Origin of the sequence: Streptococcus criceti HS-6, from assembly GCF_000187975.2 — a bacterium.
GTDB classification, from domain to species: domain Bacteria; phylum Bacillota; class Bacilli; order Lactobacillales; family Streptococcaceae; genus Streptococcus; species Streptococcus criceti.
Map to the genome: position 1 here is coordinate 454,752 of NZ_AEUV02000002.1, position 23,575 is coordinate 478,326.

Genomic DNA, 23,575 nt, shown 5'->3' on the forward strand with positions numbered 1-23,575 from the left:
GCTTGTATGGAATACAGGATTAGAATCGCTGGTGATTCAGCCCTGCTGATTGAATTTGAGCAGGAAATCAAGCAGGAGACGAATCAAAAAATCAAGGCTATCCTTCAATGGCTGAAAGAACAGTCTATTGAAGGGATTCTTGACATGGTTCCTGCATTTGCTTCCCTGCTAATCAGTTATGATCCGCGTCTCCTCTCTTACGATAGTTTAATAAATCAATTAGATACTTTATTGCAACAGGAGGTCAAGGAAAGCCAAGTTCAACAGCGAATTATTGAAATTCCTGTCTGCTATGGTGGAGCATACGGTCCGGATTTGTCCTTTGTCGCTCAGAATGCTGGTCTGACAGAAATGGAAGTCATTGCCAGGCATACTAGCCGTGACTATCTCATTTATATGCTGGGATTTCTGCCAGGTTTTCCTTATCTAGGTGGTCTCGATGAGACCATTCATACGCCTCGTTTGGAAAATCCAAGGCTGACTATTGCAGCTGGCAGTGTTGGCATTGGCGGCAGCCAAACAGGTATTTACCCTATGGCTTCTCCTGGCGGCTGGCGTTTAATTGGCAGAACACCTCTTAAGACCTATGACCCTCAAAGACAGCAGCCCTTTATCTTTGGAGCTGGTGATTATATTCGTTTTAAGGTTATTGACGAATCCGATTATGATAACATTTATCAAGCGGTTTTGGCAGGAAATTATGAGGTTACTGTATTGACCGGAGAGGAGGTCAGGGATGGGCATTAGAATCATCAAACCGGGTTTTATGACAACTGTTCAGGACAGCGGCCGCAATGGTTATCAAAGTCAAGGATTCAGTGTTTCGGGTGTTATGGATGTCAGATCGTTTCGGATAGCCAATCTTCTGCTGGACAATCCTGAAAATGAAGCTGTTCTTGAATTTTCTCTGGTGGGGCCAACCTTAGCATTCACTCAGGATACGATTATTGCTATCACCGGCGGTGATTTTCAGCCGACAATCAACGGAGAGCCGGCAGCCATGTATACTGCTCTTTATATACACGGAGGAGATGTTCTAGCCTTTGGCGGTGCTAGGACGGGTTCGCGGGGTTACATTAGTTTTTCTGGCGGCTTGAAAATTCCAGAAGTCATGGGGAGCCGCTCAACCAATGTTAAAGTTGGCCTGGGAGGCTTTAAAGGCCGGCAGCTACAAGCGGATGACTATATTCCCTTTCGCAGCAAGCGTCTGTACCTGCCTCACTTTTTATCCCGAAAACTACCGGCGGATGACTTTGATCAGGATGTGGCTGTTTTAAGGGTTGTTTTAGGGCCTCAGGCACATCATTTTACGGAAGAAGGTCTGCAGACTTTTCTAAGGGAAACCTATACGGTTACCAAAGATTTTGATCGCATGGGCTGCCGTTTAGACGGTCCCTCTATTGCCCACAAGGACAAGGCAGATATTATTTCGGATGCGACTGTTTTTGGTGCCATCCAGGTACCGGCTCATGGCAAACCCATTGTTTTATTGGCCGATCGTCAGACAACCGGTGGCTATACTAAAATAGCAGCGGTTATTTCTGTGGATATTCCAAAATTGGTTCAAAGAAAGATGAATCACAGCATTAACTTTGAGACTGTTTCGATTGAAGAAGCCCAAGACTTGCTGCGAAAGGAAGCCGCTGAATTGGAACAAATGCGCAGCCGGATTCATCAGCCCTGCCCGGAAGTATTGACGAGACGTCCTACCGCTAAACGTCTGGCCGCCCTTTTTGAGCAGGGTTGAACGTTGCAATTGTGTGATATTTAAGTAGGAAATGTGATGATTGAAAAAATACTTGTAGCCAACCGCGGCACGATAGCGGTCAGTATTATTCGAGCCTGCCGCTGCCTGGGAATCCAGTCAGTTGCTGTTTATTCCAAAGAGGATGCTAGGAGCCTTCATGTACAGCTGGCAGACCAAAGCCTTTGCATCGGTCAGGACTCGCTTGAAAACAGTTATGTGAACCAGAAGCATATGATTTCGGCTGCTTTATATACGGGAGCCGATGCTATTCATCCGGGCTATGATTTTCTGGCAGAAGATGCCGAGTTTGCCAAGCTTTGTCAACAACACGGTCTTATTTTTATTGGACCGAGTCCCGAGCTTCTTGAACAGCTGCATGATAATTCTCAAATGGATCAGATAGTGGCAAAAGTCAATCCTAATCTCTTATCTGAAAATTCAGCTATTAATTCTAATGAAACTGCAAAAGAATTCGTGGACTCTTCTCGAACGATTGAAGTCCCAATTGTTGCTGATCATTTTGGCAATATTGTTGCTTTGGGAGAAAGGGACTGTTTGAGTCAGGAAAATGGACAGACAATACTGGAAGAGACGCCCTCACCTGCTCTTGATACGAAAAGTCGAAAAAATTTAGGACAGGTTGCTGTTGAGATCGCTAAGGCTGCACACTATACCAATGCCGGGACGGTTAGCTTTGCGATGGACAAATCAAATCGATTCTATTTTAGAGGAGTCACTGCTAGCATCTTATCTGGTCATGCTTTGACAGAAATGGTAGCGGGTACAGACCTGATTGTTGAGCAGATTAGAATCGCCGACGGGCAGCTCCTATCTTTTAAACAGGAAGACATTACTAGCAAGGGGCATGCTCTTGCCTGCCGTATTAGAACACAGCTTTCCTGCAAAGATTCTAAGGCAGAGTCTAGCTTAGTAAAGCATTTGCATCTGCCTGCGGGAAATGGTATCAGGGTGGATACCGCTCTTTATGTTGGTTATCAAATTCCTGAAAATTATAATCCAGAAATTGCTCAGATTATTGTTCAGGCAGCCGATAGATTGGCGGCCATTCAAAAAATGCAGGCAGCCTTAGATGAAATGGTAGTGCTTGGTGTTGAAAGCAATTTGGATTTTCAGTATAGTATAATGGAAGACCCCAAATTTAGAGAAGGTAAGATTGATAAAAATTTGATAGAATCATTATGAATTCTTAACCCAAGGAGATCAGTATGACATATAAAGTTGATTTGAATAGTGACTTAGGTGAGAGCTTTGGTGCTTATCACATGGGACAAGACAGTGAAATTATTCCTTTGATTAGCTCAGCGAATATTGCCTGTGGCTTTCATGCAGGAGATCCCTTGGTTATGCTAAGAACAACCCAGTTGGTTCAGGAAAATAAAATTGCTATGGGAGCTCACCCAGGTTTCTCTGACCTAATGGGCTTTGGCCGCCGCAACCTTCAGATAAGCACCAAAGAGGCTGCAGCCGATACGACCTATCAGATAGGAGCCTTAGATGCTTTTGCTAAGGCCAGCAATATGCAACTGCAGCATGTGAAACCCCACGGTGCTCTTTATAATATGGCCTGCAAGGACAGCAAGCTGGCCAGAGCCATTGCTCAGGCGGTTGCCAGTTACGATGACAGATTAATTCTTTTGTGTCCCGGTGCCAGTGAATTAGCGCTGGCTGCCAAGGCCAGCGGTTTACGAGTGGCAAAGGAGGTCTTTGCTGATCGTGCCTACGAAAATGATGGCTCCTTGGTTAGCCGAAACAAAGAAGGCGCCATGATTACCGATGAACACTTGGCTATTGAACGCTTGATTCGAATGATTAAGGATAAGACAGTTGTCAGTATTGATGGCAAGACCATACCGATTGAAGCTGACTCTGTCTGTGTCCACGGGGACGGCCCCAAAGCACTTAAATTTGTCAAAGAAATCAGACAAACCTTTCAACAGAAAGGCATCACAATCAGCCCTTTGGCAGACATTGTTGACTGAGCTTCTGCACAAGCTCCTCAATAATCCATAAAAAACTCAGCATTGTATTGAAACGGTTTTTAGTGTTTTCTTTGGCATGCGTTTTGCTAAATAAAAGAAGGACGAGGTTCCTTAACCTAGCAGCAGTAGCTGCTCTGGGTATGACAGCTGTCGGGTTTCTCGGTCGGTCTTTACTTGAATGTGCAGCACCCCTTACTTTATGTCTTTGTTAACTAGCACAAGCGCCTAAAATTTATAATTCAGATGCTGAAGAATTTATTAGAAGGTCAATATCTAGAACAAAAAATTCTTTCACATTTTTTGATCCACCATATTACGAAAAAGGACCAGGTCTTTATACAAATTTTTATAAACCTAAAGACCACGAGAGTTTAGCAAAAACAATCGAAAAATATATGTCTGACAAACAATGGATTGTGACATATGATTATAATATCACTATTGGGGATCTATATTCAGCTTATGAAAATTACCTTTACTGTCTTAACTACTCTGTTACTAAACCAAGCAAGGGCATTGAATATATTTTCTTTTCAAAAGAAACAGAAATTGGTCATATCGAAAAATTTTTACAATTGGCACAAGTAAGTATACGTTAGGCTATTCTAGCGTGTACTTTTTCTTTCCCTTCATTTCAAACTCCCGAACAAATATGTTATAATAACCCTATATAATTCGTTAAACATCTGTATTTTACGAAATAAACTCAGTTTTTGGAAATTTTTCCAGACGTTTTCTTTATATTGAGGTATCTTAGCTATGAAACTTTTGGTTGTTGGCTCTGGCGGTCGCGAGCATGCGATTGCGAAGAAATTGTTGGAGTCTCCGCAGGTTGAGCAGGTCTTTGTGGCGCCCGGCAATGATGGCATGACCCTTGATGGGTTGAATTTGGTTAATATTGGAATTTCCGAACATTCCAAGCTGATTGATTTTGCAAAGAGCAATGATATCGCTTGGGCCTTTATCGGTCCTGATGATGCGCTAGCGGCTGGGATCGTTGATGATTTTAATCAGGCTGGGCTTGAAGCTTTTGGTCCAACCAGATTAGCAGCGGAGCTGGAGTGGTCCAAAGATTTTGCCAAGTCGATCATGGCCAAATACGGTGTTCCGACTGCAGCCTATGGCACATTTACCGACTTTGAGGAAGCCAAGGCCTACATCGAAAAGCAGGGGGCACCAATCGTCGTGAAGGCGGACGGCTTGGCGCTGGGCAAGGGCGTGGTCGTGGCTGAAACCGTGGAGCAAGCGGTCGAAGCAGCGCATGAAATGCTGCTGGACAATAAGTTTGGCGATTCTGGTGCGCGTGTGGTTATCGAAGAATTTCTGGACGGTGAGGAGTTCTCGCTCTTTGCCTTTGTCAATGGGGATAAGTTCTACGTCATGCCTGCGGCGCAGGATCACAAGCGTGCCTATGATGGCGACAAGGGGCCAAATACAGGTGGTATGGGGGCCTATGCACCAGTTCCCCACCTACCGCAAAGCGTAATTGACCAGTCGGTTGACAGCATTGTCAAGCCAGTGCTTGAAGGCATGATTAGGGAAGGGCGTCCTTATCTTGGCGTGCTTTACGCGGGGCTTATCCTGACCGCTGATGGTCCTAAGGTCATCGAGTTCAACTCCCGCTTTGGCGATCCTGAGACTCAGACTATCCTGCCGCGTTTGACGTCTGATTTTGCGCAGAACATCACGGATATTTTGGAGGGTAAAGAACCGCACATGACTTGGCTGGATAAGGGAGTGACTCTGGGCGTGGTTGTCGCATCAAACGGCTATCCCCTCGCCTATGAAAAGGGTGTGGAGCTGCCAGCTAAGACCGACGGCGATATCATCACTTACTATGCAGGGGCTAAGTTTGCGGAAAATGGCAGAGCCCTGCTATCCAACGGCGGACGTGTCTACATGCTAGTCACTACAGCAGACACGGTCAAAGCTTGTCAGGACAAAATTTACAAGGAACTCGCCAAACAAAACACAGACGGACTTTTCTACCGACATGACATCGGAAGCAAAGCTTTATAATTCAGGCGTATTAAATATTGAGACATGAGGCTTGAATATAAAATTTTGGTGTTTGAAAAATGAAAAATAGACTGCTATTTTTAGAAGGTTCTAGCTTAACTTCAAGAGAGACGCTAACAGTATTGCTAAAAGGGGGCTACAAGGTTGATGTCTTGTCTCCTGATAAGTTTTCTATTGCAAGATTCAGTCGACTCACTCATAGAATTCCGACAGTTGATGTGAATCGTTTTCCTGTAGATTATTTGAAACAAGTTAATCAGCTGTTTCATCAAAAAATTATGTGGCTATTTTGCCAACACATGAAGAAGGCTGGTTATTGGCGAGTGGGAAGAAGTTTTTACCAACTTGTTTGCCAGTAGCGCTTGCTGATAAGGAACAATTTGAAAAGTTAGCCGGGAAGATCGCTTTTGCTGAAATTTCAGACCAGTTAAATTTGCCGATTCCTAAATGGGAGCGTGTGGAAAAACTAGAATTTATTTCACTTCCTTATCCTTATTGGTTAAAGGGAGACTATGGCACTGCTGGACGTTCGGTTTATAAAATTACAAGTAAGGAAGATTTGGCAAGAGCTGCGAACGTTTTATTAGCCAATGATGAAAAATGGATGGTTCAGCAAGATATAAAAGGAGAATATGGGCAAGTTCAAGCAATATTTAATCACGGGAAATTACTTGCAGTTCATTCAAGTATAAAGATTGCATCTGGTGCTGGCGGTTCAGCTGCTGCTAGATTAAGTATAGGATCTGAAATAACGAAAAAACATGTTGAAAAGTTAGGAAGGTATTTAAAATGGCATGGCAGTCTAACTTTGGATTTTATACGTGCTCGTCATCAGTTTTATTATATAGAGTGCAATCCCAGAATGGTTGAACCTGCGAATGCTTATAAAGCGGGGGTTAATTTCCCGAAAATGATGATAGAATTAGGCAAGGGCAGCTGCTCTCAGCCTGATATCTGTATAGGAAAGCCTGGAGTAAAAACACACAGTTTGTTGGCATTGATAATTGGCACTGCTGAAAGAACCAAGAGCAGGAGAAAGATGTTACAAACCATAGGGCACTGGCTTTTAAAAAGTGATAGTGAGGAGGTGTTAACACCAGCTTGGAAAGACTTTTTGAGTTTTATTCCTCTTGCCATTATTACAATCCGATTATTGATAAATCCTGGAAGTGTCACAAAACTGGTCAATAATACTGTTAAACATTACAGTGTAAAAGCAGCCACTCTAAAAGATATTTGAGTAAAAGATTCCATTTATTCAAAGGGAAAAGGAACATTTCGTTAGGTTACTTATTCTTTTCTACGGGATTTTCGCAAATAACCAAAAGTCGCTATAACATAAAAAACGAAAGGAACTGAACACGGGACTAATTTCCTAGGAAAAAAGATAAAACTGCCTAGACGCAAGCGTCGTCGTTAGTTTTCCCTCTCGCATTTGGGTTGTAAGGCTCAAGGCTAAAATAATCCACTGGATTATTTTACTTCTACGGAAATTTTCGGTAAACTGAAACGTCCCTTTGTATCTTATTATGAAACCAATTATTTCTATTATTATGGGCTCAAAATCCGACTGGGCCACCATGCAAAAAACTGCCGAGGTTTTGGACAAATTCGGTGTGGCTTATGAGAAAAAAGTGGTCTCTGCTCACCGCACACCAGACCTCATGTTCAAACACGCTCAAGAAGCACGCGACCGCGGCATCAAGGTCATCATTGCAGGTGCTGGCGGTGCAGCGCACTTGCCGGGTATGGTAGCAGCCAAAACAACGCTGCCTGTTATCGGTGTGCCTGTCAAATCACGCGCCCTCTCAGGATTAGACTCGCTTTACTCTATCGTGCAAATGCCGGGCGGCGTACCTGTGGCAACTATGGCCATTGGAGAAGCGGGAGCTACTAATGCTGCTCTTACTGCCCTACGTATCTTGGCCATTGAAGACCAAGACTTGGCGAAACTGCTTGCAGATTTTGCAGAGGAACAAGGAAAAATCGCGGAGGCTTCAACAGATGAGCTCAACTAAAACCATTGGTATTATTGGCGGCGGCCAGCTGGGGCAGATGATGGCTATTGCAGCGGTTTACATGGGCCACAAGGTGGTGACACTGGATCCGACGGCGGACTGTCCTGCTTCGCGCGTGTCTGACATGATTGTGGCATCTTACGACGATGTGGATGCTTTACGAGAATTGGCAGCGCGCTGCGATGTGCTGACCTATGAGTTTGAGAATGTCGATGCCGACGGACTGGACGCGGTCATCAAGGACGGTCAGCTGCCGCAGGGGACTGACCTGCTGCGCATTTCGCAAAACCGTATCTTTGAAAAAGACTTCCTCGCCAACAAGGCTGGTGTGGCGGTCGCTCCTTATAAGGTCGTGACTTCCAGCCTAGACTTGGAGAATTTGGATTTGGGCAAGACTTATGTCTTGAAAACGGCCACAGGCGGTTACGATGGCCACGGTCAAGTCGTCATCAAATCACAGGATGATTTAGCTGCCGCTAGCCAATTAGCTAACGCTGCCGAGTGTGTCTTGGAAGAGTTTGTGGACTTTGATCTTGAAATCTCGGTCATCATATCAGGCAATGGCAAGGACGTGACGGTTTTCCCTGTTCAGGAAAATATCCACCGTAACAACATTCTCTCAAAAACCATTGTTCCAGCCCGTATCTCAAATCAACTGGCTGAAAAGGCCAAGAGCATGGCAGTGCAAATTGCCGAGAAGCTCAATCTCTCAGGAACCCTCTGCGTGGAAATGTTTGCGACAGCCGATGATATCATTGTCAACGAAATCGCCCCGCGCCCTCACAACTCAGGGCACTATTCCATCGAAGCCTGCGATTTTTCGCAATTTGACACCCATATCCTAGGCGTGCTCGGTGCACCCCTTCCTCAAATCCATCTCCATGCTCCAGCCGTCATGCTCAACGTCCTTGGCCAGCACGTCCAGCAAGCAGAAGAATACGTCTCCAAAAAACCTAGCGCTCACCTCCACCTATATGGCAAATCAGAAGCCAAGCACAACCGCAAAATGGGACACGTCACGGTGTTTAGTGATGAACCGGATGAGGTTGAGGAGTTTGGGGAAGGAGTGGATTTTTAAGTGAATAATTTATATACAGGAGTAATTAAAAGTTTATCATCTTACTATGGCATCATCGCTTTTATAGAGAAAAGAACAATAAATCAGGATGTCATTGAAATTGAAAGAAACATTCCGTTTTTTACGGAAGATTTTTCTCAATATAACATTGGAGATAAAGTTAGTTTTTGGATTTCTTCAGATGTAAAGGAGAATAGTTCGCTATTAGTTAGAAGTCAAAAGGTACAGTTCGCTACTAATGTTAATGTCACTAAACACACTATAGAAAATACATCCAAAGCAGAGTTCAATTTTTATCAATTCTTGAATTCTAAATTTAATCCTTCTCCTGATTTAACTGACGAGCTATCATTATTTAAATTTTTAAAAACTAATGCTCTTCGTTATTCTGCTTTTAATGAGGTAGTAGTTTTAGCAGAACTTATCGACAATCAAATTACAATATCCGAGTTTAAAAATTTGATAGATTATGATAGAAAATATAAAGAATTTATCATGAAATGGATACTATTTGTAGAGGATGACATTAAGGGAAGGATTGAAAATAGATTTTCAGAGTTGAATATTACAAATTCTGATTTAATAACTAAGTTTGATAGTAATAAGGATGCAAAGAAATTAATAAAAGAGACTCTTAAAAAAATACGAAAAAAATATTTACTGAGAGATGCAGGGGATTTAAGGCTACATTATGAACCTGTAACTGATAAAGTTCCAAAATTACAAGTTGCTCCTCTGGACATGATATTGGATGAATTTACTGTTAAAGAGTTATTGGATTTTATTCACTTTACAATGAATGAGTATGCTGATTTTTGTAATGATAATACTACTGATTGGGAAAAAGTTTATGATTACCTTTCGGAGCTAAAACTGATTCGTAATATTTCTGCTCATGGCAATTCATTCTTATCAGCTGCATTTGACAAAAAGAATAATCCAAATTACTTGTTGGAAGAGAATGCACAAATTTTTGGAGAAGATCCGTTTTATATTGATAGGAGTAAGACTTACAGTATTTTTAATTTAGTCCGTTCCCCTATAAAATTAACCTCTAAAGGTCATATTTCTAGTCCTCAACAATTTGCAGTTTTATGGACTCAGAAATTGTTGAATAATCAAACTTTACGTTCTTTCTTCTATTTTTATTTTATGGTTTGTTATTTAACAGATGCTACATGCGCTAAAAAAGAATTTAAAAACGAATTAAGAGAACTCTTTGGAGAGACACCTAATAAAGTAAATTTTGAAAGAGTTGTTGAAAACGTAAAAAATAATCCAAATCTTGATGAAAAAGACAGAGAAAATATATTGACAATTTTAATACCTCAAGCAATTAATATGTTTGACTACGTAAAAGAGCATCAGTATGAATATGATGGTGTAGTTGGCGACACTGTGTATGAGATTGCTTACAATAATCAGACTGTACGAATTAATTTAAGTGACAAGTGGTATTCAGATATGATTATTGATATTGCTAAAAAATATCCTGATGAAAAGGAAACTTGGAAATTGCCAGAGTGTCAAGAGATACGAGAAAAATTTGGAGATTTTTTCAAACCGTATGGAGCGAGAGAATTGTTGGTTAAGATGTTGGATTCAAATTTAGTGATTGAGATTGATGAAGGTATTAAACAGTTGTTAAAAATAAAAGATTTCAATAACTTGAAAATTCTATTCTTAGATATATTAGATATTTTTTCATAAGAAAGAAGAACAAAAATGAAAACAATCGGTCTTATCGGCGGTATGAGCTGGGAGAGCACAACGACTTATTATCAGCTCATCAACGAAACAATTAAGAAAGAGCTTGGCGGTCTGCATTCGGCTAAGATTCTGCTTTACAGTGTTGATTTTGCGGAGATTGAGCACTATCAAGCCAGCGGCGACTGGGCTAAGAGTGCGGAAGTACTGAGCCAAATTGCTCAGAAGCTGGAGCAGGCTGGTGCTGATTTCATTGTCATCTGCACCAACACCATGCACAAGGTGGCTCCGCAGATTCAGGAAAAAATTACCATTCCGATTCTGCACATTGCGCAGGCGACTGCCGAGACTTTGCTTGAAAATGGCATTCAAAAAGTGGGTCTCTTGGGCACCAAGTACACCATGACTCAAGATTTTTACAAGGACAAACTGCTTGAAGCAGGGCTTGAGGTGTTGATTCCAGACCAAACCGGCATTGCCGAGGTCAACCGAATCATCTATGATGAGCTTTGTCTGGGAGACATTAAAGACAGTTCCAAGCAAACCTACCTTGCCATCATTGATGATTTGAAAAATGCTGGCGCCCAAGCCGTTATCCTAGGCTGCACAGAGATTGGTCTCTTGGTTAAACAAGCAGATACAGAGCTCCCTCTCTATGACACAACAGCTATCCATGCAGAGAAAGCCGCACAATTGGCGGTAAATGAGTAGATTAGGACGGGTGACCATTTTGACAGCAGATGCTGAAATGGTATGATAGGTATCAGGAGGTTAACACATGGAACTATTCATCTCAAAAGTCATCAGCAGCCTTTTAGAAATAGTAATATTTGCTACTATTCCATTTATTTATTGGTTTGCTACAGAAAGAAAACACTCTACTTTTTTAGAATGGCTGGGTTTTAAGAAAGTCAGTAAACATGATTTTAAACAAGTATTTGTGCCTCTACTGATGATGACAGTATGATTTTTGCTCCTTTCTCTTTTTGTTTTATTCCGCTTAAAGGGAACATCAACGGCCACAACCGTTTTTCGAGGTGGTGGTTTTAAAGTGTTACCCGCTATTCTCATTTATGGGATATTTAATACCGCTTTGCCGGAAGAATTGTTCTTTAGAGGATTCTTATTGAAACGCCTTATGCAAAAACTGGCCTTTCCCTTGGCTAATAGCATTCAGTCCTTGTGTTTTGCTTTAGTACATGGTCTCATATTTTTTAAAGCGGTAGATATTGGTTCTACAATCATGATAACAGTGTTCACATTTATCATTGCTTATGGAATGGGCTATATCAATGAACAAAAGGGCCAAGGTTCCATTATTCCAAGCTGGGTTATCCATGCGGCAGCTAATATTTTTTCAGGCCTATGTGCTGCGTTTATGGTAATTTAGTAGAAGCTAGATGTTAAATATGACTGTTGTGGGAAACGTAACCGCAAAATGGGGCACATCACGGTGCTTAGTGATGAACCGGATAGTGTGAGAGAGTTTGGGGAAGGGATGGATTTCTAGGATATCATGGAAATTGTAATAGATTCTTTGTCCAATTTTATACTGAAATAGTTGAGAGTGTAAGGTCGTATCAACTAGGAAAAAGTAACTTTTGGTGAATCTGTGTAGGTCAATGTGATACAACAGTATAAGTAGGAGAATAAGAAATATATGGATAATTTAGAGGGAACCATAAGTAAGTTATCAACATATTACGGTATTATAACTTTTGATGAAGTGCGATACATTGAAAATGAGACTTATAAGGTTAAAAGGAATATTCCGTTTTTTTCCAGTGACTTATCCCAATATAGAGTTGGTTTTAAAGTCAGCTTTTCATTTCAACGCCGGTCAGCTACTGGGTCAGGAAATGATTTGCTAGTTAGAGGACAGTCTGTACAATTTGCTAAAAATGTTTGTATTACTGATCAGACAGAGGAGGAACAAGAGACTAGTGATCTAGATTTTTATCAGATATTAAATTCCAAACTAACTCCTTCTCCTAATTTGACTAATGAATCATCTTTCTTGGAATTTTTAAAGTTGAATAATTTTAGATATTCTACATTTAATGAGATTTCTGTATTATCTAACGTTATTGAAGAACCAATTACAATCTCTGATTTCAAAGCTATCATTGACTATGACTTAATGTTTAAAGAATTTATCATGAAATGGGTGCTCTTTATTGAAAATGATGTAAAATCTAGGATTGAAGATAGAGCCTCAGAGTTGGGTATTACAGAGAGTGACTTATTTATTAAGCTTGACTCTAGCGGTGATAACAATTTTAAAAATTTAATTAAAAACTCGCTTAAAAATTTACGTAAAAATTACTTATTAAGAGATATTGGGGATCTCCGTCTTCAATATGATGTAACAACTGATGAAATTCCAAAATTAGAATCTGCACCAATTGATATGTTGATGGATCAATTTACAGTTGGAGACTTACTAGATTTTATTGATTTTATCACTGCTGAGTATCCTGATTTTACAAATGGCGGAAACACTGACTGGGAGAAAGTAAGAGACTATCTTTCAGAATTAAAATTAGTTCGTAATATTTCTGCACATGGAAATTCATTTTTATCCGCAATTCTTGATGAAAAAAGCAATCCTAATTATTTGTTAGAAGAAAATTCACATATTTTTGGAGGAGATCCATTTTATATAGATACCAGTAAGAAAACAAGTGTTTTTCATTTAGTTCGTTCTCCAATTAAATTGATATTGAAAGGACAAGTAACAAGTCCTCAACAAATTGCAGTTTTTTGGACTCAGAAATTATTAAATAACCAGACTCTCCGTTCATTTGTATATTTTTATTTTATGGTCTGCTATTTAACGGAAGGTAAAGATTCAAAGGAAAAGTTTAAAAATGAATTAAGGGTACTATTTGGCAATGCTCCAAAGAATGTCAATTTCCATAAAGTAATTGACTGCGTTAATACTCATCCTCAACTTGACAAAGAGGATAAACAAAATATTTTAAATATACTCATTCCTCAAGCAATTAATATGTTTGATTATGTCAAAGAACATGGCTATGAATATAGAGGTGAGGATGGAGACACAATTTATAATATTTTATACGGGGAAGGCAAGCAAATTCGTATTAATTTAAGTGAGAATGCGAAGTGGCATTTAGATATGTGTATGGATATTGCAACTAAACCCCTTAAAAGAGATAATGAGGCTCCATCGCAGTGGTCAGAATCAAAGGAAATTCGAGATAAATTTGGGATTTTCTTTATGGAAGCTTCTAATGCTAGGGAAACATTAATGAGAATGTTCGATTCAAATTTAGAAATAGATTACAATGAAGGAATTGAACAACTATTAAAAATTGAAGAATTCAAAAATATAAAAATTCTCTTTTTGGATATTTTAGATTTATTTAATTAAAGGAGACATTCAAAATGATCAACCGTTATTCACGCCCTGAGATGGCGAACATTTGGAGTGAAGAAAACAAGTACCGTGCTTGGTTGGAGGTGGAAATCCTCGCTGATGAGGCTTGGGCTGAGCTGGGTGAGATTCCTAAGGAAGATGTAGCCAAGATTCGTGAGAAGGCGGATTTTGATATCGACCGCATTTTGGAGATTGAGCAAAAGACCCGTCACGATGTGGTGGCCTTTACCCGCGCGGTTTCTGAGACATTGGGTGAGGAGCGCAAGTGGGTGCACTTTGGCTTGACCTCGACAGATGTAGTGGACACGGCTTACGGCTACCTCTACAAGCAGGCTAATGCTATTATCCGCAAGGATTTGGACAATTTCTTGGCTATCATCGCTGATAAGGCTAAGGAGCACAAGTTCACCATCATGATGGGCCGTACCCACGGTGTCCATGCGGAGCCAACGACTTTTGGTCTTAAGCTGGCGACTTGGTACAGCGAAATGAAGCGCAATATTGAGCGTTTTGAGCATGCTGCCGCTGGTGTTGAGGCTGGAAAAATCTCTGGTGCTGTTGGTAATTTTGCCAATATTCCGCCTTTTGTGGAAAAATATGTCTGCGACAAATTAGGTATCCGTGCTCAGGAAATCTCAACCCAAGTTTTGCCGCGTGACCTGCATGCAGAATACTTTGCAGTGCTGGCTAGTATTGCCACCTCAATCGAGCGCATGGCAACGGAAATTCGCGGTCTGCAAAAGTCTGAACAGCGCGAAGTGGAAGAATTCTTTGCCAAGGGCCAAAAGGGCAGCTCTGCCATGCCCCATAAGCGCAACCCGATCGGCTCTGAAAATATGACGGGACTTGCGCGTGTCATCCGCGGTCACATGGTGACGGCCTATGAAAATGTGTCCCTCTGGCATGAACGTGATATTTCGCACTCCTCGGCTGAGCGCATCATCGCACCTGACACGACCATTCTCATTGACTACATGCTCAACCGTTTTGGCAATATCGTCAAGAACCTGACGGTCTTTCCAGAAAATATGAAACGCAATATGGGATCGACCTTTGGCCTCATCTTTAGCCAGCGTGCCATGCTAGCTTTGATCGAAAAAGGCATGACCCGTGAAGAGGCTTACGACCTTGTCCAGCCTAAGACTGCCCAGTCTTGGGATAACCAGGTTGACTTCAAACCATTACTTGAAGCAGATTCGGAGGTTACTTCCCGCCTGAGCCAAGAAGAAATCGACGACATCTTCAATCCAGCTTACTACACCAAACGTGTGGATGAGATTTTCAAACGTATCGGTCTAGAAGATTAATCATAGAAGAAAACAAAAGAGAGATTGGATTTTCAATCTCTCTTTTAATAGCTGTAATCCCTTGACATCAAGGCAATCGGCCGGTTAAGGATAATGACAATTTATTTCTTTGGTGTATAAATGAGGTGTTCATTAGTGAAGGTATCAAAACCAAGCTCACTCAGCTCACGACCGTAACCAGAATTTTTAATACCGCCAAATGGCAGTTCAGGCAGAGAAGCCCAGCCAGAATTGATAAAGGACATACCAGTTTCGACCTTAGCAGCAACGCTTTCTGCATGTTCAGGATTGCTAGAAAATACCGTACCGCCGAGACCGTAGCTGGAATCATTGGCTAAAGCAATGGCTTCCTCTTCGGTAGCTACCTTGTAAACCGAGGCAACAGGACCGAAAATTTCTTGATTATAGATAGGGTTTTCTTTGGTGATATCTGTCAAAATGGTTGGCATGACAAAGTAACCAGGGTGATCAATCGGCTGGTTACCAAAGGCGACCTTAGCACCATTGTCGACGGCTAGTTTAATTTGATCTAAGACTTCTTCCTTGGCGGAAGCTGATGATAGAGGAGCCAGTGTCGTGTCGGCTTGCATCGGGTCACCCCACTTAGCTGTTTTGAAGGCTTCAACTAGCATGTTCACGAATTTATCATAATCTTTTTCTAAAACGATGAAGCGTTTAGATGAGGTGCAGACTTGACCGGCATTATAGAGGCGGACATCAGGCAGGAGAGCCTTGAGGTCATCCCAGTTAGCGTCATCTAAGATAATAAAGGCATCATTACCTCCCAATTCCATAGAAGATTTCTTCAAGTTCTTCCCGGCTTCAGCAGCGATGGAGGCACCTCCCCGTTCGGAACCAGTCAAGCAAACCCCAGTCACCCGAGGGTCGGCAATAATATCGGAAACTTGTGAATAGCTAGCAAAAAGATTCTTGAAAGAGCCTTGAGGAGCGCCTGCTTCATTAACCAAGTCTTCAAAAGCTTGGCCAGAGCCTGGACAGATGGATGCATGTTTGAGTACCATGGTGTTTCCTACCATGAAATTAGGTGCAAAGACTCGCATGACTTGATAAAAGGGGAAGTTCCAAGGTTCAACAGCTAAAAGTACCCCAGTGGCCTGTTTAATATAGTAGGCATCACCCGTATCAGTTTCCAGAGGCTGTGGTTTCAAGAATTCTTCCGCTTTGTCAGCATAATAATCAGCAATAGCTGCACAGAGGTCCACTTCTCCTTGGGCTTCAACAAAGAGCTTACCCATGTCCTTGGTCATAATTTCAGCATATTTATCGCGGTCTCGCCGCAAAAGATCGGCTACTTTATGCAAGATAGCTTTGCGTTCGTGTAGCTGATCGTTTTCGCGCCAAGTTTTATAGAGGGCGTGACCTGCAGCTAGGGCATTTTCGATGTCTTGATCTGTGACATTGTTGTAGGATTTTAAAACCTCGTCAGTGTAAGGGTAGGTAGTTTTATAAGCCATAATGCTTCCTCCTTTTATGATATATATTTATTATATCACCCGAGAAACCGTTTTCAAGGATTTGCCATAAAAGATCTTAAGAGAGCAAATCCTAAGAACGGTAAGTTTTAGCCTAGCACTACTTTTTAAAATAAAAAAATTTAATAAAAAAGTATTGACAGAGCGGTAGGTGTTTGCTAGAATAAAGGAGCTGTCCTCGACAGGGGACAAGACCTTTGAGAACTGAATAGAGACGAACCAAGACGTGCGGGTTAAGAGATTAACCTGTCAAGGAACAATAAACGGATAAGCCAGAGTGCTTAGCCGGACAAACTAGCATTAATGAGAGTTTGATCCTGGCTCAGGACGAACGCTGGCGGCGTGCCTAATACATGCAAGTGGAACGCTTCTTTTTTACCGAGTGCTTGCACTCACAAGGAAGAAGAGTCGCGAACGGGTGAGTAACGCGTAGGTAACCTGCCTGGTAGCGGGGGATAACTATTGGAAACGATAGCTAATACCGCATAATAGTGATTAACTCATGTTAATGACTTGAAAGGTGCAATGGCACCACTATCAGATGGACCTGCGTTGTATTAGCTAGTAGGTAGGGTAAAGGCCTACCTAGGCTGCGATACATAGCCGACCTGAGAGGGTGAACGGCCACACTGGGACTGAGACACGGCCCAGACTCCTACGGGAGGCAGCAGTAGGGAATCTTCGGCAATGGGGGGAACCCTGACCGAGCAACGCCGCGTGAGTGAAGAAGGTTTTCGGATCGTAAAGCTCTGTTGTAAGAGAAGAACGTTGAGTAGAGTGGAAAGTTACTCAAGTGACGGTATCTTACCAGAAAGGGACGGCTAACTACGTGCCAGCAGCCGCGGTAATACGTAGGTCCCGAGCGTTGTCCGGATTTATTGGGCGTAAAGCGAGCGCAGGCGGTTTAGTAAGTCTGAAGTTAAAGGCATTGGCTCAACCAATGTTTGCTTTGGAAACTGTTAAACTTGAGTGCAGAAGGGGAGAGTGGAATTCCATGTGTAGCGGTGAAATGCGTAGATATATGGAGGAACACCGGTGGCGAAAGCGGCTCTCTGGTCTGTAACTGACGCTGAGGCTCGAAAGCGTGGGTAGCGAACAGGATTAGATACCCTGGTAGTCCACGCCGTAAACGCTGAGTGCTAGGTGTTGGGTCCTTTCCGGGACTCAGTGCCGGAGCTAACGCATTAAGCACTCCGCCTGGGGAGTACGACCGCAAGGTTGAAACTCAAAGGAATTGACGGGGGCCCGCACAAGCGGTGGAGCATGTGGTTTAATTCGAAGCAACGCGAAGAACCTTACCAGGTCTTGACATCCCGATGCCATCCCTAGAGATAGGGAGTTACTTCGGTACATCGGTGACAGGTGGTGCATGGTTGTCGTCAGCTCGTGTCGTGAGATGTTGGGTTAAGTCCCGCAACGAGCGCAACCCTTATTGTTAGTTGCCATCATTGAGTTGGGCACTCTAGCGAGACTGCCGGTAATAAACCGGAGGAAGGTGGGGATGACGTCAAATCATCATGCCCCTTATGACCTGGGCTACACACGTGCTACAATGGTTGGTACAACGAGTCGCAAGCCGGTGACGGCAAGCTAATCTCTGAAAGCCAATCTCAGTTCGGATTGGAGGCTGCAACTCGCCTCCATGAAGTCGGAATCGCTAGTAATCGCGGATCAGCACGCCGCGGTGAATACGTTCCCGGGCCTTGTACACACCGCCCGTCACACCACGAGAGTTTGTAACACCCAAAGTCGGTGAGGTAACCTTCGGGAGCCAGCCGCCTAAGGTGGGACGGATGATTGGGGTGAAGTCGTAACAAGGTAGCCGTATCGGAAGGTGCGGCTGGATCACCTCCTTTCTAAGGAAAAACTAAGTAACGGAGGGCGTTTAAAAGCGACTTGATTTTAGGAAACCAAGGCAGTATGCTTGCATACAAGGTGGTTTATCTAAATCACAAGCTTTTAGCCCGAGTACAATTTAGCCGATAAGGTTAATGGTACCCTTATTTAGCTACGGAAGCACGTTTTGGGGAGTGTCTATTTAGTTTTCAGAGGTTTTGTGGGGCCTTAGCTCAGCTGGGAGAGCGCCTGCTTTGCACGCAGGAGGTCAGCGGTTCGATCCCGCTAGGCTCCATTATCTAGGATACAAAGAGATGTTCGGCTTGCCGAAATTTCTGTAGAAAAATAGGAAATCGACGCAGTGTGTCTTGCACACAAGGAGATTTATCTTTTTTCCTAAGAAATTAATCTCGTGTTCAACTAGATAAGCTGATATTAGAATACGATCCTAAACTTTCTAGGAATAAGTCAAAACCACCTAGTGTCTTAGCGACACGTCGTTGGTTGTCTCCTTATTCTACGCAAGTTTTGCGACAGGTCGCACCGGATCTTGATATCATGCACTTGTCCATTGACAATTGAATATCTATCAAATAGTAACAAGAAAATAAACCGAAACGCTGTAAATATTTAATGAGTTAATTAATAAGGTTAAGTTAATAAGGGCGCACGGTGGATGCCTTGGCACTAGGAGCCGATGAAGGACGTGATTAACGACGAAATGCTTTGGGGAGCTGTAAGTAAGCAGAGATCCAGAGATATCCGAATGGGGGAACCCGGCAACTACAGGTTGTCATCACTAATTGTTAAGATTAGTTGAGGGAAGACGCGGTGAACTGAAACATCTCAGTAGCTGCAGGAAGAGAAAGCAAAAGCGATTGCCTGAGTAGCGGCGAGCGAAAGGGCAAGAGGGCAAACCAGGATGTTTACATTCTGGGGTTGTAGGACTGCAATGAGGACTTATAGATGATAGAAGAAGACTCTGGGAAGGGTCGCCAAAGAGAGTAACAGCCTCGTATTTGAAATCGTTTATAAGCCTAGCAGGATCCTGAGTACGGCGAGACACGAGGAATCTCGTCGGAAACTGGGAGGCCCATCTCCCAACCCTAAATACTCCCTAGTGACCGATAGTGAACCAGTACCGTGAGGGAAAGGTGAAAAGCACCCCGGAAGGGGAGTGAAAGAGAACCTGAAACCGTGTGCCTACAAGAAGTTCGAGCCCGTTAATGGGTGAGAGCGTGCCTTTTGTAGAATGAACCGGCGAGTTACGTTATTGTGCGAGGTTAAGTTGAAGAGACGGAGCCGTAGGGAAACCGAGTCTGAATAGGGCGAGTGAGTACAATGATGTAGACCCGAAACCAGGTGACCTACCCATGAGCAGGGTGAAGGTGAGGTAAGACTCACTGGAGGCCCGAACCAGAGTACGTTGAAAAGTGCTTGGATGACTTGTGGGTAGCGGAGAAATTCCAAACGAACTTGGAGATAGCTGGTTCTCTCCGAAATAGCTTTAGGGCTAGCGTCGACATTGAGAATCTTGGAGGTAGAGCACTGTTTGGGTGAGGGGGTCCATCCCGGATTACCAATCTCAGATAAACTCCGAATGCCAAGTATTTATGGTCGGCAGTCAGACTGCGAGTGCTAAGATCCGTAGTCGAAAGGGAAACAGCCCAGACCACCAGCTAAGGTCCCCAAATAATTGTTAAGTGGAAAAGGATAGTGGGGTTGCACAGACAACTAGGATGTTAGCTTAGAAGCAGCTATTCATTCAAAGAGTGCGTAATAGCTCACTAGTCGAGTGACCCTGCGCCGAAAATGTACCGGGGCTAAAACAATTTACCGAAGCTGTGGATTCCGAAAGGGATGGTAGGAGAGCGTTCTATGTGTGATGAAGGCATACCGTGAGGAGTGCTGGAGTGCATAGAAGTGAGAATGCCGGTATGAGTAGCGCAAGACAGGTGAGAATCCTGTCCACCGTAAGACTAAGGTTTCCAGGGGAAGGCTCGTCCGCCCTGGGTTAGTCGGGACCTAAGGAGAGACCGACAGGTGTATCCGATGGGCAACAGGTTGATAGTCCTGTACTAGAGTATAGAGTGAAGGAGGGACGCAGAAGGCTAACTCAACCAGACGATTGGACGTGTCTGGCCAAGCAGTGAGGCGTGAACTGAGTTAAATGCTTAGTTCTGTAACGTTGAGCTGTGAAGGGGAGCGAAGTTTAGTAGTGAAGTGAGTGATGTCACGCTGCCAAGAAAAGCTTCTAGCGTTAATGTATACTCTACCCGTACCGCAAACCGACACAGGTAGTCGAGGCGAGTAGCCTCAGGTGAGCGAGCGAACTCTCGTTAAGGAACTCGGCAAAATGGCCCCGTAACTTCGGGAGAAGGGGCGCTGGCTTAAAGTCAGCCGCAGTGAAAAGGCCCAAGCAACTGTTTATCAAAAACACAGCTCTCTGCGAAATCGCAAGATGAAGTATAGGGGGTGACGCCTGCCCGGTGCTGGAAGGTTAAGAGGAGTGCTTAGCGGTAACGCGAAGGTATGAATTGAAGCCCCAGTAAACGGCGGCCGTAACTATAACGGTCCTAAGGTAGCGAAATTCCTTGTCGGGTAAGTTCCGACCCGCACGAAAGGCGTAATGATTTGGGCACTGTCTCAACGAGAGACTCGGTGAAATTTTAGTACCTGTGAAGATGCAGGTTACCCGCGACAGGACGGAAAGACCCCATGGAGCTTTACTGCAGTTTGATATTGAGTATCTGTACCACATGTACAGGATAGGTAGGAGCCATAGAAGCCGGGACGCTAGTTTCGGCAGAGGCGCTGTTGGGATACTACCCTTGTGTTATGGCTACTCTAACCCGATTGGCTAAACGTCAATGGAGACAGTGTCTGACGGGCAGTTTGACTGGGGCGGTCGCCTCCTAAAAAGGTAACGGAGGCGCCCAAAGGTTCCCTCAGATTGGTTGGAAATCAATCGCAGAGTGTAAAGGTATAAGGGAGCTTGACTGCGAGAGCGACAACTCGAGCAGGGACGAAAGTCGGGCTTAGTGATCCGGTGGTTCCGCATGGAAGGGCCATCGCTCAACGGATAAAAGCTACCCTGGGGATAACAGGCTTATCTCCCCCAAGAGTTCACATCGACGGGGAGGTTTGGCACCTCGATGTCGGCTCGTCGCATCCTGGGGCTGTAGTCGGTCCCAAGGGTTGGGACTGTTCGCCCATTAAAGCGGCACGCGAGACTGGGTTCAGAACGTCGTGAGACAGTTCGGTCCCTATCCGTCGCGGGCGAAGGAAATTTGAGAGGATCTGCTCCTAGTACGAGAGGACCAGAGTGGACTTACCGCTGGTGTACCAGTTGTTCTGCCAAGAGCATTGCTGGGTAGCTATGTAGGGAGGGGATAAACGCTGAAAGCATCTAAGTGTGAAGCCCCCCTCAAGATGAGATTTCCCATGATTTTATATCAGTAAGAGCCCTGAGAGACGATCAGGTAGATAGGTTGGGAGTGGAAGCATGGTGACATGTGAAGCGGACCAATACTAATCGCTCGAGGACTTATCCAAAGGTATTGACAGCGAGAGGTTGAGCTTGGTACAATAGATAGGTATTCAATTTTGAGTGCACAAACAATCCAGAGGATTGTTTGGGTTGGGGAATCAGGAAACGACGTTTCCCACCTAACCCATTCATAGTTAAGTGATGATAGCCTAGGAGAGACACCTGTTCCCATGCCGAACACAGCAGTTAAGTCCTAGCACGCCTGAAGTAATTGGGGGTTGCCCCCTGTGAGATAAGGGAGTCGCTTAGCGATAGGGAGTTTAGCTCAGCTAAGGAGGACGGAAGTTCGACTTTGTCGAAGCGTTAGCGCACGACAGGGACCAGTTTGAGCTAAGCCCCGCGAGGGAGTTTAGCTCAGCTGGGAGAGCATCTGCCTTACAAGCAGAGGGTCAGCGGTTCGATCCCGTTAACTCCCATTTTAGCGGGTGTAGTTTAGTGGTAAAACTACAGCCTTCCAAGCTGTTGTCGCGAGTTCGATTCTCGTCACCCGCTTTATAATGAAAATTATAAACCAAACAAGAGTTTGGGCGCATAGCTCAGCTGGTTAGAGCGCACGCCTGATAAGCGTGAGGTCGGTGGTTCGAGTCCACTTGTGCCCATTAGCAACAAAGGTCCGTTGGTCAAGGGGTTAAGACACCGCCTTTTCACGGCGGTAACACGGGTTCGAATCCCGTACGGACTATTGTTGGAGGATTACCCAAGTCCGGCTGAAGGGAACGGTCTTGAAAACCGTCAGGTGTGTAAGAGCACGCGTGGGTTCGAATCCCACATCCTCCTTTAATATCATCGCGGGATGGAGCAGTTAGGTAGCTCGTCGGGCTCATAACCCGAAGGTCGTAGGTTCAAATCCTGCTCCCGCAATACCTGATAGGGTAGGAAGGCTCGGTAGCTCAGTTGGTAGAGCAATGGATTGAAGCTCCATGTGTCGGCGGTTCGATTCCGTCTCGCGCCATAATTTAATATTATTAAGGAAGGGTAGCGAAGAGGCTAAACGCGGCGGACTGTAAATCCGCTCCTTCGGGTTCGGGGGTTCGAATCCCTCCCCTTCCATTGCTTACGGGCATAGTTTAAAGGTAGAACTAAGGTCTCCAAAACCTTCAGTGTGGGTTCAATTCCTACTGCCCGTGTTTATGGCGAATGTGGTGAAGTGGTTAACACACCAGATTGTGGCTCTGGCATGCGTGGGTTCGATCCCCATCATTCGCCTATTTTGGGGTATAGCCAAGCGGTAAGGCAAGGGACTTTGACTCCCTCATGCGTTGGTTCGAATCCAGCTACCCCAGTTTGAAAATATACTAGCCGGCGTGGCGGAATTGGCAGACGCGCTGGACTCAAAATCCAGTGTCCTCACGGACGTGCCGGTTCGACCCCGGCCGCCGGTATATGTTAGAATCTCAATTCTCAATTGAGGTTCTTT

Annotated in this window: 12 protein-coding genes, 13 tRNA genes, 3 rRNA genes and 4 pseudogenes; 31 read left to right on the plus strand and 1 reads right to left on the minus strand. The window is 43.9% G+C overall.

Annotated elements, in window-relative coordinates; genetic code table 11:
- The first annotated feature begins 6 nt into the window (after positions 1–6).
- The 15 genes and pseudogenes from pxpB to purB all read left to right on the plus strand — a co-directional run bounded on the left by pxpB (position 7) and on the right by purB (position 15,279).
- Complete coding sequence (gene pxpB, locus STRCR_RS02235) at positions 7–747, plus strand: 5-oxoprolinase subunit PxpB (RefSeq protein ID WP_004227164.1); 741 nt, start codon at positions 7–9, stop codon at positions 745–747.
- Positions 737–1,747: a 5-oxoprolinase subunit C family protein gene (locus STRCR_RS02240; RefSeq protein ID WP_004228430.1), complete on the plus strand. Its 1,011-nt coding sequence runs from the start codon at positions 737–739 to the stop codon at positions 1,745–1,747. Before pxpB ends, STRCR_RS02240 begins: the two co-directional genes overlap by 11 nt.
- A 36-nt stretch (positions 1,748–1,783) precedes the next feature.
- Positions 1,784–2,950, plus strand: a complete 1,167-nt coding sequence (locus STRCR_RS02245; protein ID WP_004230014.1) for a biotin carboxylase N-terminal domain-containing protein — start codon at positions 1,784–1,786, stop codon at positions 2,948–2,950.
- A gap of 23 nt (positions 2,951–2,973) precedes the next feature.
- Positions 2,974–3,747 carry a LamB/YcsF family protein gene (locus STRCR_RS02250; RefSeq protein WP_004229610.1) on the plus strand — a complete coding sequence of 258 codons (774 nt, stop codon included), beginning with the start codon at positions 2,974–2,976 and terminating at the stop codon, positions 3,745–3,747.
- Positions 3,748–3,974: 227 nt separating this feature from the next.
- A pseudogene (locus STRCR_RS12455) lies at positions 3,975–4,346 on the plus strand (DNA adenine methylase); the annotation flags it as partial.
- A 160-nt stretch (positions 4,347–4,506) separates the two neighbouring features.
- A complete protein-coding gene (purD, locus tag STRCR_RS02260) occupies positions 4,507–5,766 on the plus strand; it encodes a phosphoribosylamine--glycine ligase (protein WP_004226173.1) in 1,260 nt (419 codons plus the stop codon).
- 59 nt (positions 5,767–5,825) lie between these two features.
- Positions 5,826–7,006 (plus strand): annotated as a pseudogene (locus STRCR_RS02265) (ATP-grasp domain-containing protein).
- 289 nt (positions 7,007–7,295) lie between these two features.
- Complete coding sequence (gene purE / locus STRCR_RS02270; protein ID WP_004226150.1) at positions 7,296–7,784, plus strand: 5-(carboxyamino)imidazole ribonucleotide mutase; 489 nt, start codon at positions 7,296–7,298, stop codon at positions 7,782–7,784.
- Complete coding sequence (gene purK / locus STRCR_RS02275; RefSeq protein ID WP_004226714.1) at positions 7,771–8,862, plus strand: 5-(carboxyamino)imidazole ribonucleotide synthase; 1,092 nt, start codon at positions 7,771–7,773, stop codon at positions 8,860–8,862. Before purE ends, purK begins: the two co-directional genes overlap by 14 nt.
- Positions 8,863–10,572, plus strand: a complete 1,710-nt coding sequence (locus STRCR_RS02280) for an Abi family protein (protein WP_004227721.1) — start codon at positions 8,863–8,865, stop codon at positions 10,570–10,572. It begins immediately after the preceding gene.
- A gap of 15 nt (positions 10,573–10,587) precedes the next feature.
- Positions 10,588–11,280 (plus strand): aspartate/glutamate racemase family protein, encoded by a 693-nt coding sequence (locus STRCR_RS02285; protein ID WP_004225868.1) that lies wholly within the window; start codon positions 10,588–10,590, stop codon positions 11,278–11,280.
- Between the two features lie 67 nt (positions 11,281–11,347).
- Positions 11,348–11,959, plus strand: a pseudogene (locus tag STRCR_RS02290) (CPBP family intramembrane glutamic endopeptidase).
- A gap of 33 nt (positions 11,960–11,992) precedes the next feature.
- Positions 11,993–12,079: pseudogene (locus STRCR_RS12170) on the plus strand (hypothetical protein); the annotation flags it as partial.
- 150 nt (positions 12,080–12,229) lie between these two features.
- The gene (locus STRCR_RS02295) at positions 12,230–13,966 is read left to right on the plus strand and encodes an Abi family protein (RefSeq protein ID WP_004230079.1); all 1,737 of its coding nucleotides are present in this window, start codon (positions 12,230–12,232) and stop codon (positions 13,964–13,966) included.
- A gap of 14 nt (positions 13,967–13,980) precedes the next feature.
- The gene (gene purB, locus STRCR_RS02300; protein WP_004228680.1) at positions 13,981–15,279 is read left to right on the plus strand and encodes an adenylosuccinate lyase; all 1,299 of its coding nucleotides are present in this window, start codon (positions 13,981–13,983) and stop codon (positions 15,277–15,279) included.
- 101 nt (positions 15,280–15,380) lie between these two features.
- Here purB and STRCR_RS02305 read toward each other — a convergent pair whose 3' ends face one another.
- Positions 15,381–16,754: an NAD-dependent succinate-semialdehyde dehydrogenase gene (locus tag STRCR_RS02305; protein WP_004228228.1), complete on the minus strand. Its 1,374-nt coding sequence runs from the start codon at positions 16,752–16,754 to the stop codon at positions 15,381–15,383.
- Between the two features lie 317 nt (positions 16,755–17,071).
- Between STRCR_RS02305 and STRCR_RS02310 the strand changes: the two genes are divergently transcribed.
- The 16 genes from STRCR_RS02310 to STRCR_RS02385 all read left to right on the plus strand — a co-directional run bounded on the left by STRCR_RS02310 (position 17,072) and on the right by STRCR_RS02385 (position 23,540).
- A 16S ribosomal RNA gene (locus STRCR_RS02310) occupies positions 17,072–18,628 on the plus strand.
- A gap of 202 nt (positions 18,629–18,830) precedes the next feature.
- A tRNA-Ala gene (locus STRCR_RS02315) sits at positions 18,831–18,903 on the plus strand.
- Positions 18,904–19,257: 354 nt separating this feature from the next.
- Positions 19,258–22,163, plus strand: a 23S ribosomal RNA gene (locus STRCR_RS02320).
- 129 nt (positions 22,164–22,292) lie between these two features.
- A 5S ribosomal RNA gene (gene rrf, locus STRCR_RS02325) occupies positions 22,293–22,408 on the plus strand.
- The 16S, 23S and 5S rRNA genes sit together here with 13 tRNA genes alongside, the layout of an rRNA operon.
- 93 nt (positions 22,409–22,501) lie before the next feature.
- A tRNA-Val gene (locus STRCR_RS02330) sits at positions 22,502–22,574 on the plus strand.
- Positions 22,575–22,579: 5 nt separating this feature from the next.
- Positions 22,580–22,650: transfer RNA gene (locus tag STRCR_RS02335), tRNA-Gly, on the plus strand.
- A 33-nt stretch (positions 22,651–22,683) separates the two neighbouring features.
- A tRNA-Ile gene (locus STRCR_RS02340) sits at positions 22,684–22,757 on the plus strand.
- Between the two features lie 11 nt (positions 22,758–22,768).
- A tRNA-Glu gene (locus STRCR_RS02345) sits at positions 22,769–22,840 on the plus strand.
- A gap of 5 nt (positions 22,841–22,845) precedes the next feature.
- A tRNA-Ser gene (locus tag STRCR_RS02350) sits at positions 22,846–22,935 on the plus strand.
- 10 nt (positions 22,936–22,945) lie between these two features.
- A tRNA-Met gene (locus STRCR_RS02355) sits at positions 22,946–23,019 on the plus strand.
- 18 nt (positions 23,020–23,037) lie between these two features.
- Positions 23,038–23,110: transfer RNA gene (locus tag STRCR_RS02360), tRNA-Phe, on the plus strand.
- 17 nt (positions 23,111–23,127) lie between these two features.
- Positions 23,128–23,208, plus strand: a tRNA-Tyr gene (locus STRCR_RS02365).
- A gap of 6 nt (positions 23,209–23,214) precedes the next feature.
- A tRNA-Trp gene (locus STRCR_RS02370) sits at positions 23,215–23,285 on the plus strand.
- Positions 23,286–23,291: 6 nt separating this feature from the next.
- Positions 23,292–23,364, plus strand: a tRNA-His gene (locus tag STRCR_RS02375).
- A gap of 5 nt (positions 23,365–23,369) precedes the next feature.
- Positions 23,370–23,441, plus strand: a tRNA-Gln gene (locus tag STRCR_RS02380).
- 15 nt (positions 23,442–23,456) lie between these two features.
- Positions 23,457–23,540 (plus strand) — tRNA-Leu (locus tag STRCR_RS02385).
- Positions 23,541–23,575: the final 35 nt, after the last annotated feature.